Origin of the sequence: Maribacter algae (assembly GCF_047345745.1) — a bacterium.
Classification (GTDB): Bacteria; Bacteroidota; Bacteroidia; order Flavobacteriales; family Flavobacteriaceae; genus Maribacter.
Window position 1 is genome coordinate 225524 of sequence record NZ_JBLFES010000003.1, and the last position, 11569, is coordinate 237092.

Sequence of the window (11569 nt, forward strand, 5' to 3'; positions counted from 1 at the left end):
ATATTCGTCGGTTAGAACGGAGTCGAGAACTTTTGAAAAGAGCAACTTGAAATATGTTTTAACGGATTATTTTCGTGCACATATCTTTTTATTAAACCTCCTCTGGTGCCAGCTCCACTTCAAGACCATCCATATCTTCAGTGATGTGTAATTGACACCCTAAACGAGAATTGTCCTCTACGTTAAAGGCTTCGGCAAGCATCGCTTCTTCATCATCTGATTTTTTGGGTAGACTGTGATTGGAATTTACATAGCATTGGCAGGATGCGCACATCGCCATCCCTCCGCAGATACCAATAGTGCCCTCAGGAGCCAGTTCATAGGAACGAACCACTTCCATCAAGTTCATATTCATATCGGTAGGTGCATCAATCTCGTGTAGCACTCCGTCACGGTCGGTAATTTTGATTTTGATATCCATAAAAGGGATTGGTATTTAGGAATTAGTGAACTAGTATTATTTCATTGATTGAATTAGTCCGTAAAGCATCCTAGAAATTTCATTTGATTTTTCAATTCTTTTTTTAGCATTCTCAGATTCCAAATAATTCAACCGATCCGCCAAATATAGCATAGATCTGACTTCACTCGTAGAACTAATTACAATATATAGGAATCTAATAAAATTGGGGTTTGTTCTTCTGTCAAAGCCCTCAGCTATATTATTAGAAATAGAAACTGACGCTCTTGAAATTTGGTCTTTAAAAGAATAATCTTTCAAAATTTTAAAATCATTGTAGATAACTACAGCAAAATCTTGTGATTTCTGCCAAACCAATAAGTCTTCAAATCTTTTTACTGCCATAAAACAACCAACTCCTAATTCCTAACAACTAATCAATTTATTGATTTCACTATTGCTTTCGGTGCTTCTTTTTTACTTCCATCAAAACCGGTCACGCCACCCACCGTCGTGTACTTCATCACATACTTTTTATCCGGAAAAATTCGCTGATACGCACTTTGGCACATTAGTGTTGCTTCATGGAAACCACAGAGAATAAGTTTTAATTTTCCGGGGTAGGTGTTAACATCCCCAATCGCGTATATCCCCGGGATATTGGTCTGGTAATCTAAGGTATTGTCCACTTTGATGGCATTTTTTTCAATCTCTAGACCCCAGTCCGCAATGGGTCCAAGTTTTGGGGACAATCCAAAAAGTGGAATAAAATTATCCACTTCCAACAAAATATCCTCTGCGGCATTGGAGGTTTTTCGGATAACTACGGATTCCAGTTTTTCGGCCCCATTTAATCCTACAATTTCAGCTGGCGTAATCAAGTTTATCTTGCCTTGGTTCTTCAACTGTTGTACTTTTTCTACGGAATCCAAGGCACCACGAAATTCGTTCCTACGATGTACTAGCGTTACTTCCGAAGCAACATCGGCCAAAAAAATACTCCAGTCCAATGCGGAATCTCCACCACCGGCGATAACCACTTTTTTGTTTCTGTAAACTTCCGGGTCCTTAATGATATAGGCCACACCCTTATCCTCATATTTTGCTAGATTTTCCAACAGGGGTTTTCTAGGCTCAAAGCTGCCCAATCCTCCAGCAATAGCAACCACCGGAGCTTGATGTTTTGTGCCTTTGTTGGTAGTCACCATAAAAGTATCGTCCTCCAATTTTTCAATCGTCTCAGCTCGTTCACCCAAGGTAAACCCCGGTTGAAACGGCTTTATCTGTTCCATTAGATTGTCCACTAATTCACCTGCCAAAACTTCGGGGAAACCAGGAATATCATAAATAGGTTTTTTGGGATAAATTTCCGAGCATTGTCCTCCGGCCTGTGGCAATGCATCGATTAAATGGCATTTTAATTTTAAAAGGCCTGCCTCAAAAACAGCAAAAAGACCCGTAGGTCCCGCGCCAATTATCAATATATCTGTTTTAATCATCAGGAGTGCTGTTAAGCGAGCTAAATTAATGGAAGTGCTCTAGGCGGAATATGATTTAAATCAAGGTTAGCTAATGTTAATGACCTCATCAATTTGCGGCGCATACTTTTTTATGGTCATTTCCACGCCGCTTTTAAGTGTCATTTGATTTACGGAACAACCTACACAGGCCCCTTCCAACTTTACCTTAACGGAATTTTCATTATCTATGGATATCAAGGAGATATCACCACCATCGCTTTGTAAAAATGGACGAATTTCCTCCAAGGCTTTTTCCACGTTTGTTCTTAATTCGTCTGAAGTCATTGCAGTCATAACTACTTCTTTTTAACAGCAGCGCAACCTGCCATTGTTGTTATTTGAATCGCCTCTGTTGGAGGAATATTTTTATTTCTGTTCACTACTTCCTGTACCACATTTTTTGTGATCTCTTCAAAAGCAGCTTCAATTGGTGTTGCCGTTTGCATTGCCGCAGGGCGACCTATATCACCGGCCTCACGAATACTTTGTACTAAAGGGATTTCTCCCAAAAAAGGAACTTTTAAATCTTCGGAGAGGTGTTTTGCACCTTCTTTCCCAAAGATATAATATTTATTTTCCGGAAGCTCTTCCGGTGTAAAATAGGCCATATTTTCTACAATCCCTAAAACAGGTACATTTATGGAGTCTTGCTGAAACATCGCAACTCCTTTTCGGGCATCGGCCAAGGCCACTTCCTGGGGTGTACTGACCACAACAGCACCGGTAACGGGCATCGCTTGCATAATGCTTAAATGAATATCTCCCGTTCCGGGAGGCAGATCCAACAACATAAAATCTATTTCGCCCCAATGTGCATCAAAAATCATCTGATTCAATGCTTTGGAAGCCATAGGCCCTCTCCATATTACAGCCTGGCTCGGTTGTGTAAAAAATCCAATGGACAACAGTTTTACACCATAACTTTCTACCGGTTTCATTTTTGATTTTCCGCCTATATTAACGGCCAAAGGTTTTTCTTGCGCCACATCGAACATGATGGGCATGGACGGACCGTAAATATCCGCATCCAACAACCCTACCTTAAAGCCCATTTTTGCCAAGGTTACGGCCAAATTAGCGGTAACCGTAGATTTTCCTACCCCACCTTTACCGGATGCCACCGCAATGATATTTTTGATTCCGGGAATAGGTTTACCCTTTATCTCATTGGTCTTGGGCTTAGAAGGAACATCGACTTTGATATTGACCTTTATCTTGGCTTTTTCGTAAACCTCTCTGTGAATGACCTTTAAAATTTCGACCTCGGTTTTTTTGCGCGCCTGCAGACTTGGGTTTGCTATGGTAATATCAACCTCAACTTCATCGCCAAAAACCTGTATGTTTTTTACTGCTCCGCTTTCTACCATATTTTGGCCCTCACCCGGAACTGTAATATGTTCCAATGCCTTTAAAATAGCTTTCTTTTCAATCTTCATTATATAAAATCATTCTAAACAACAAAGATAGTTCTTAGGCCCGAGATTATGAAGTAGTTAGATTGAAAATGGAGATAAGATTATAACGAAGGTTTATTCCTTTGACTATGCTCAGGACATGGGTTGATGGTTGATGGTTGATGGTTGATGGTAAGAAATTAAAAAATATGATTTATCCTAATTATTTAAAAATTTACAAATAATTACATATATTTGAATGCGTTAATTTATCCTAATTTTTAAAAAATTAGTAAATAAAATAATCATGATTGAAAAAGCACCTGACTTAGACAATTATAGTCTGGATTTAATAAGTGACTTTAAACATGAAAAAACTTATACGTCCTTAATAGTGCCTCAATTAAATAAAATTGAAAAAGATTATCAGTATTGGGATAAAATAAAATATATCAAGAAACCAAAATCCTTAATAATGGAAAATCAGGAAGATTATCCGTTAGAAGTCTGGAGACTTGTAAAAACCCAAAGAGAATTTAACTTAAAAAACTATTCTCTTAGGCGTTCAGAGTCTAAAAGCAAATTTTCTAATCGGATTGGTGTTGATTATAAATTTTATTCAAATCCTTACCTCCAACAAAAACTACACTACCTAGATTTTAATTTTGGCGCAGGTATTCAAAAAGAAAAACTCCTTTCTGACTTGGATAAAGAACAATACCTAAATAATGCCTTAATGGAAGAATCCATCTTTTCTTCGATGATTGAGGGTGCAACCACCACAAGAGTAAAAGCCAAAGAAATGTTACGTAAGAAGAAAAAGCCACGTAACAAATCGGAACAGATGATACTTAACAATTATCAAGCAATCCAATATATAAGTGAACATCAAGATGATGAAATATCAATTCAAAAATTATTTGAAATTCATCAACTGGTTACGGAAAATACTTTGGATAGCGAAAATGTAGGTGTTTTTAGAACTTCCAATGATGTTCATGTAATGAATGAAATTACAGGTGAAATCGTTCATACGCCGCCAGAGTTTGAAGAGTTGAATGAACTGATGCAATCCTTTTGTGAGTTTTTTAATTCCAACCCCAAAGAGAATTTCATCCACCCCATTGTAAAAGCTTCTATCTTACATTTTTTAATTGGGTACATACATCCTTTCGTAGATGGCAATGGTCGTACTGCGCGTGCCATATTTTACTGGTATTTGCTCAAAAATGGATATTGGTTAGCCGAATACCTCTCTATTTCACGCGTAATCATGAAAACGAAGACACAGTATGAAAAGGCATATATCTATACTGAAATTGACGATATGGACGTGACTTACTTTATCCATTATCAAGTAAAAATACTAACACAAGCTTTTGAAGATTTAAAGAAATACATAGCCAAAAAGAAAACAGAGCAAAAAGATATTTCCAGATTTTTAAAACTAAAAAATATAAATGAGCGACAAGCTCAAATACTTTTCTGGATAGAAAAAGACGCTGAACGTTCTTTTACAGTTAAAGAAGTAGAAACTATATTTTCAGTAACAAATCAAACTGCAAGAACAGATTTGGAAGAACTCGTAGAAAAAAATCTACTTAAAAAAATAGCTATCAATAAAAAGTCTTCCAATTATTGGAAAGGTGATAGTTTTGATAATCTATCCTAATTTTTGGTAATCAGGACGCTTTTACCTTTTTAGAGGATTCAATCAATTGTAATAGCTCCAAGAATATTTCTTTCCCCATGGTTTTGGACACCAAGGGAGAAGTATCCTTCTCCGGAAAGAGAGAAAAATCCATTTTTACACTAGGTAGGGGCCCCTCTAAAACCTTCTTTATAAAATCTTTTTCGCACTTTTCGGCAAAGCGTTCATCAGTAGTCATAATCAGACCATCAATACTACCATCGAACAATAGGCTGGTTATCTTATTTTTTGCCGCTAACCTGTTTTTGGATTGATATATCACCAACTTATAGCCCTTCTCCGTAGCCTCGTCTCCAATGCCCTCCATAATGTTGGCACAATGTACGTTTGAGAATTCGGGTACTATCAAGCCTATGATACCGGTTTTATTGGATTTTAAGGCCTTTGCCGTATTGTTAGGTTTATAGTTATAGGTTGTTGCAATTTTCTTGATCTTATTTTTAGTTTCCTCACTGATTTCCGAACTGTTGTTCAATGCTTTGGAGACGGTGCCTATGGAGCAACCGCACAAATACGCTATTTGTTTTATATTGATTTCCGATTTCATTTTTTAACTATAACAATTTCACAATAATTTCAATTTCAAGTGAGTTATAGTCATTCTCACAAATAGGGGGAATATTATAATAGTTTAAATCAAATTGGAAAGAACCAATCCTTAACTATAACGTTTGCGTAAAAGACGTCAATTATATTCAAAGTGTTACACTAATAGTTTAAAAAAAGAAAAATTAACATTGTTTTAGTTTTCTTAAACTAAAAATCTTTAATTATTGATAGGAATATACATCGAAAACTAGATTTTTCTCCCATCCAGCAGGTTAATGATTCGTGAACCGTAGGCTGCATTTTTTTCGGAATGGGTTACTTGAATGATGGTCACCCCATCTTCCTCATTCAATTTTTTGAAGAGTTCCATGATTTCCTCGCTTTGTTGAGAATTTAAATTTCCGGTAGGTTCATCCGCTAAAATCAATTTAGGATTAGCGATCAAGGCACGGGCCACGCCCACTAATTGTTGCTGTCCTCCACTCAATTGTGCAGGAAATAAATCTTTCTTCCCCACAATATTAAAACGGTCCAGCATATCGGCTACCATGGCCTTACGTTCGGAGCCCTTGAATTTTTTATACAATAAGGGCATTTCAAGATTTTCCTTCACCGTAAGCTCGTCCAAAAGGTGGTACGACTGAAAAACGAAGCCAATGTATTCTTTGTACAAATTGGCACGGTGTTTCTCTTTTAAAGTATGAACGGACTCGTGCAGAAAATGGTATTCCCCCTCATCAAAGCCATCCAGCATTCCGATTACATTTAGTAAAGTAGATTTTCCGGAACCCGATGGCCCCATTACCGAAATAAATTCCCCTTCTTCTATCTGTAAATTGATGTCCTTCAATAAGAAGATACGCTGGCCTCCCGAGTTGACCCATTTGAAAATGTTTTTTAATTCTAGTAACATAGTTTTCTTTTTAATCTATTCTTCTCTCAAGGCCTTAATTGGATTTGCAATTGCGGCATTATAACTTTGCCAACTCACCGTTAATATGGCCATACCTATAGCTACTATGCCAGATAAAAAATATACCCATGGGCCAATTGAGGTTTTATAGGCAAAATTATTGAGCCATTGATTTAAAATATAACATGCTAAAGGGCATGCAATGACATAAGCTATGATTACCCATTTCATAAAATCCATGTTCAACGATACCAATATTTGATTTGTCCGGGCACCATTTACTTTACGAATGCCTATTTCCTTTATGCGTTTTTTTATATTGAATAAAGCAATTCCCAAAAGCCCTAAACATGAAATGAATAGTGCTAAAATAGTAGTATAACCTAAAATTTGACTAAACTTTTTATCTTGTAGATATTGCCCTGCATACTGAGCATCGGTAAAATTAAAAACAAACTCCTCTTTAGGGTACAAGCGGTTCCATATATCAGCTATTTGGGCAATGGTATTCTCCATATTTTGCGGACTTAGTTGAAATGAATAGAAACCTACCGCATGGTCCCATTGTAAATTTTGGTTGAAAATTGTAGGTCGTACAGGCGTATGTAACGATGTGTGGTGGTAATCTTTAACAACACCTCTAATCTTATAGTTTTGATTATTGACCACCAATGTTGTGCCTACTACCTCAATAGGGTCAGATACCCCCATTTTAGAAATAGCACTTTCGTTTATCAATATATCTTTCGAACTCCAATCGTTCTGGGCATTTAGATTTTCTCCCACTAATAAAGGAATCCGATAAGTCTTGATAAATTGCTCATCTATACTCATTTGGTCAAATAAAACTGGATAAGGTTTTTCTTCATTCAAGGGTTTTACCTCATTGGAGGAACGATTGATTATTTTACCGGGAATTGAAGAACTGGAAGAAAAAGAGACGACCCCGCTCAAAGCAGAAACTTCGTTCTTAAAAGTAGTCAATCTACTAGCCAATTCAGGATGTTGGTTCATTGTCATAGGAGTATAACTGAATACTGTCTGATCGCCAGTAAAACCTAGTTCCTTTCCCATCATAAAATCCATCTGCTTGTAGATTCCCATGGTAGCAATAATCAAGATAATAGTGATGGAAAATTGAAATATAACCATCATTCTCTGATTGATCCATTTTTGTTGCAGTTTTTGACTTCCTGACCTAACGATTAAAAAAGCTTTGTTTCTTACGATAAATAAGAAAGGAACAGTACAAGCTATAAGGGTTGCTGTCAAAACAATACCTGCCATAGATAATAAGGTGGTAATAGTAATTTCTGACCTGATATCTTCTACCGCAATCAATTTATATCCTAGTGGCAAAGAGATACATAATGCCAAAATATTTAAAAGTAAGCTCTGTAAAAACATTATTTGAAACACTTGATCATAACGGGAGCCGTTCAACATTCTGATAGAATAATTCTTCATACTTTCTATCGTAGAAATAGTATTTAAACTAATGAAATTAATGATGCAGACCAGCAATACGACCAGATTGATTATCCATAAAAAAAGCACTTGTTTTTGTGATCCGTTGACAGACCATTCATCGTCCAAATCCGATTTCAAGTGTATGTCTTTAATAGGCTGAAAAATAAAATCCATTTTTGCGTCTTTCAAAATCTGCGGTAAGGCCACTTTTTTAACTGCCGCTCTAGATTTGGATTGTAATGAGGCCAAAGGAATTTTCCTGTTTAATTTAATATAGCCATAAGGACGATATTCAATAGGAGAACGCCATCTATTTGTCATGTAAGGATCGGTCTCAGAATAAGTATAATTAGGATTGTCCACCAAAACTTGTTTTGCATTGTCAAAGTTTTGCATGTAATAGAACAAGGTTTTATAATTGGCAACCATATCTATTTGTAGATGACTATTTTCAGGAATGTCCTCGAACACTGCGCTTACTACATACTTCCAACCTTCATTTACGGTAAGCTCCTTCCCAATAGCTTTCTCATCTCCATAAAGTTTTTTGGCAAAGGATTCCGAGATGGCCACTCCATGAATGTTTTCCAATAGCGAAATACTTTCAGAAGCAATAATTTCTCTATCAAAAACATCAAAGAATGTTGGGTCGCTCCAGACAAAATCTACATCTTGTATTTTTTGTTTTGGCCCATTAAAAACAGTAACTACGTCCTTACCTATATTACATTGAACGGCTACCTCATCCAATTCGGTTTTTAAAAGTTCACTGGCCCCTGGAAAGTTTTTAGCAGATTTTACTTCTTCTCCATTTTCATAAGTAATGTCCAGACCAACCCTGTAAATTGAATCTGCATTGCTCCAGAATCCGTCATAGCTTTTTTCATAATTAATTTTTTCGGTCAAAAAAATAAAAACAACAAACCCTACAATCAAGCCTAGAATTTTAGCTGTGGATAAGAATTTCCTTCTCCAAATATCCCTTAAAACTGCTTTTATTAATTGTAATTTCATCTTCTCATTTCCTTTACTCGTCCCTAAGACTTTTCACAGGATTTTGCATGGCCGCCTTAAGTGTTCTGCCACCTACCGTGAATAAAGCGATGACCGTTGCGGACAAACCTGCAGTAATAAAAAACAGCGGACTTAAGTTTATTTTAAAAGGATAATTCTGTAACCATTCTTTCATAAACCACCAGGCTATGGGCGAAGCTATCAAGAACGATATCCCTACCAATTTCAAGAAATCCTTGGTCAGTAAAAACATGATATTGACTACGCTGGCACCAATTACTTTTCTGACTCCTATTTCCTTGGTACGTTGATTTACGATTAACAATGAAATGGCAAAAAGACCTATACAACTGAGTACAATTGCTATGATCGAACCACTGGTAATCATAGTGGTCATTTTCTCTTCTTTTCTGAAAGTACGATTGATGTTTTCATCTAGAAACGAACCTAAAAATTCTGCATTGGGTTCTATTTTTGCCCATGCTTTTTCTATGGCATCATATGATTTTGCTATGTTGTCTGGCGAAACCTTGACATAGGCATAATATAGGTCATAGTCGCGGCTCATCATCATTGAAATAGGTTCAATGGTTGTATCTAGATTTTCGAAGTGGTAATCCTTGACCACTCCGATTACCGGAAATCGTAATGAATCACTAAAACTTATATAGGCAGTCAACGGGTCTTTTTCGCCAAACTCCTTTGCCATAGCCTCATTGATGACCACACCTGATCTGTCACTTGCGAAGTTTCTATTAAAACTCCGGCCCGCAACCAATTCTAAATCCAAGGTTTCTACATAATCATAGTCCACCGTTAGGTAGTTGGTATTGATTACCCTGTTCTTATATTCAAAACCGAACATACTTTTAGACACGCTGCCATCCCTTCCGTAGCCCAGATTATTGTCAGCACCGGATATTTTCAGAATATCAGGACTGCCAGCCAGCTCATCACGTAATAGGTCCAAGGCATCGTAGCTGTTTTTCTTTCCGTCCAAAGGAAAAGAAATGACCTGTTCTTTGTTGAAACCAAGGTCTTTGTTGCGCATAAAATCCAATTGGCTACGCAGTACCAATGTTCCGGTAATCAATAAAATGGCAATGCCAAATTGAATGACCATCAAGGTATCACGTACCCGATTTTTTCCAGAAAGCTCAACTTTGCCCTTAAGGGATTGAATAGTGCCCAATCTACTTAAAAGCAATGCGGGATATCCCCCAACAATTAGGGTAATCAATAAAACCGCTGTTAGAAATAATAGTACCGTAGTTGGGGATACGATAAGATCAAATGAAACATCAGTGTTAAAAATGGTTTTGAACTCGTCAATGAGCAATAGGCTCAGCACCATACCGATACCCGTTGAGAACAAGAAAATAAACAAACTTTCACTCCAAAACTGAAAAAAAAGTTGTTTGCGTTTTGCGCCCAATGTCTTTCGCATACCAATTTCCTTTAAACGTTGTCCGCTTCGGGCCACGCTCATATTAATGAAATTGACACAGGCGATAAAGAGAATTAAAAATGCTACACACAGCACCAAATAAGCAGTACTTCTACTGACTTCCGCATCTCCGGTCGTGAACTTGGCGAAGTTCATATCTGTCAACGGTAGTAGATCTAACTTAAAATAGCGTCCATCAGCATTGGCCTCAGCCCCATCTCTTTTGGCGTTTTCGATTCGTTCTTGAAAGTTCAGGTCTACCAATGATCGTGTTGCCTTTTCAAATTCTTTTGGATTTGCATTAGCGGCAAGTTGCACGAAAATGTCATGGTATCTGTCGCCCCATGAATTTTGGTTGTTCAGATAGCTTGCCTCTTTCTCAAACCGTACCGCTATCTCAAAATCGAGATTGCTCTGTTCCGGCGGATTAGCCACGACGGTGCTTACCGTAAATGGCCGGTCTTCACCATCAATTAGAATTTGTACGGTTTTGCCAACGGCCTCTTCTTTCCCAAAAAGCTTTTCTGAAGTTGCCTCGGTAATGACCACATCCGATTGCTGTTCCAAAGGATTTTCCATCTTACCTTTTATAGACGGAAATGTGAACATATTAAAGAAATCTGCATCCACCCAAATGGCATCCATATTGATTTCCTTTTCCCCATGCGACACAATGGTTTCCTGTTCCAAATGACGTGTTGCTTTTTCCACGGTAGGAACATCCGCTTTTATCGCATCCATTAACGGGGCGGCGTGGCTTACGTTTGCTACGGGGCCCTTTGGGGTCTGTCCTGCCCAGTAGACCTTATAGAGACGGTCTGCATTGTCATGAAATTTATCGTAGGATAAATCGAAGAATCCTGCCATGGAGAGCAGAATGGCTGCCCCAAATGCAACTGATATGCCTACGGTATTCAAAAGGGTGAAAACTTTGTCCTTGATAAGACCCCTCCATGCAATTTTCAGATAGTTCTTGAACATGACTGTTGTTTTTTGATGTTTTTGGCTGTGTTGGATTGATTTTTTACAGATTATCAAATAGAAAACGATTATCATGCCAAAGGAACAACATATTGAAATTGAATTGATTACATGAAATCATTCAAACAACAGTGTCCAATATTTTTACAAAAGATGTAAAATATGTTTAC

At 37.4% G+C, this 11569-nt stretch carries 10 protein-coding genes; 1 reads left to right on the top strand and 9 read right to left on the bottom strand.

Annotated features, from left to right (window positions below; translation table 11 throughout):
• Positions 1–91 precede the first annotated feature (91 nt).
• The 5 genes from ACKWBX_RS12580 to ACKWBX_RS12600 form a co-directional block, all read right to left on the bottom strand.
• Positions 92–421: a 2Fe-2S iron-sulfur cluster-binding family protein gene (locus ACKWBX_RS12580; RefSeq protein ID WP_413969051.1), complete on the bottom strand. Its 330-nt coding sequence runs from the start codon at positions 419–421 to the stop codon at positions 92–94.
• A 36-nt stretch (positions 422–457) separates the two neighbouring features.
• A complete protein-coding gene (locus ACKWBX_RS12585; RefSeq protein WP_413969052.1) occupies positions 458–805 on the bottom strand; it encodes a four helix bundle protein in 348 nt (115 codons plus the stop codon).
• A 32-nt stretch (positions 806–837) separates the two neighbouring features.
• Positions 838–1899: an NAD(P)/FAD-dependent oxidoreductase gene (locus tag ACKWBX_RS12590; RefSeq protein ID WP_413969053.1), complete on the bottom strand. Its 1062-nt coding sequence runs from the start codon at positions 1897–1899 to the stop codon at positions 838–840.
• Positions 1900–1965: 66 nt separating this feature from the next.
• On the bottom strand, positions 1966–2205 hold the full coding sequence (locus ACKWBX_RS12595; protein WP_413969445.1) for a NifU family protein: 240 nt from the start codon (positions 2203–2205) through the stop codon (positions 1966–1968).
• A gap of 11 nt (positions 2206–2216) precedes the next feature.
• Positions 2217–3356, bottom strand: coding sequence for an Mrp/NBP35 family ATP-binding protein (locus tag ACKWBX_RS12600; RefSeq protein WP_413969054.1), 1140 nt, complete (start codon positions 3354–3356; stop codon positions 2217–2219).
• 265 nt (positions 3357–3621) lie between these two features.
• On the opposite strand from ACKWBX_RS12600, the gene ACKWBX_RS12605 reads away from it, so the two are divergent.
• Positions 3622–4986, top strand: coding sequence for a Fic family protein (locus ACKWBX_RS12605; protein ID WP_413969055.1), 1365 nt, complete (start codon positions 3622–3624; stop codon positions 4984–4986).
• 10 nt (positions 4987–4996) lie between these two features.
• Here the strand turns inward: ACKWBX_RS12605 and ACKWBX_RS12610 are convergent, their stop codons facing one another.
• The 4 genes from ACKWBX_RS12610 to ACKWBX_RS12625 all read right to left on the bottom strand — a co-directional run bounded on the left by ACKWBX_RS12610 (position 4997) and on the right by ACKWBX_RS12625 (position 11399).
• The gene (locus tag ACKWBX_RS12610; RefSeq protein WP_413969056.1) at positions 4997–5572 is read right to left on the bottom strand and encodes a LacI family DNA-binding transcriptional regulator; all 576 of its coding nucleotides are present in this window, start codon (positions 5570–5572) and stop codon (positions 4997–4999) included.
• Between the two features lie 249 nt (positions 5573–5821).
• On the bottom strand, positions 5822–6487 hold the full coding sequence (locus ACKWBX_RS12615) for an ABC transporter ATP-binding protein (RefSeq protein ID WP_413969057.1): 666 nt from the start codon (positions 6485–6487) through the stop codon (positions 5822–5824).
• A 15-nt stretch (positions 6488–6502) separates the two neighbouring features.
• Positions 6503–8971: an ABC transporter permease gene (locus tag ACKWBX_RS12620; RefSeq protein WP_413969058.1), complete on the bottom strand. Its 2469-nt coding sequence runs from the start codon at positions 8969–8971 to the stop codon at positions 6503–6505.
• Between the two features lie 13 nt (positions 8972–8984).
• The gene (locus tag ACKWBX_RS12625) at positions 8985–11399 is read right to left on the bottom strand and encodes an ABC transporter permease (protein ID WP_413969059.1); all 2415 of its coding nucleotides are present in this window, start codon (positions 11397–11399) and stop codon (positions 8985–8987) included.
• Between the last annotated feature and the right edge of the window lie 170 nt (positions 11400–11569).